The sequence below is a fragment of the Psychrobacter proteolyticus genome (assembly GCF_038155145.1).
Classification (GTDB): domain Bacteria; phylum Pseudomonadota; class Gammaproteobacteria; order Pseudomonadales; family Moraxellaceae; genus Psychrobacter; species Psychrobacter proteolyticus_B.
Genome location: NZ_JBAKAY010000183.1, coordinates 1 through 214, shown reverse-complemented (window position 1 = coordinate 214; position 214 = coordinate 1). Strand labels below are relative to the sequence as shown.

1 pseudogene is annotated in these 214 nt (G+C 48.6%); it reads right to left on the bottom strand.

Going from position 1 to position 214, the window contains the following annotated elements:
• A pseudogene (locus V6252_RS13440) lies at positions 1-214 on the bottom strand (CysB family transcriptional regulator); the annotation flags it as partial.

Below are 214 nucleotides of genomic sequence, written 5' to 3'. Positions count from 1 at the left end.
GAACGCTCGTCCATATTGTCGGATTTCTGAATCATCACGTACTGCCATCCAACTGGTAAAGCGAACAAAATGGTCGACGGGTATGGCCGTCAGGTTTTGATAATGGCTTGGTTCATATGCCATTTCTGCGATGATACCAATACCTAGGCCCAGACCCACATAGGTGCTTATTACATCAGCATCGCGCGGTGCGAGTACGATATCCGGTTCTACC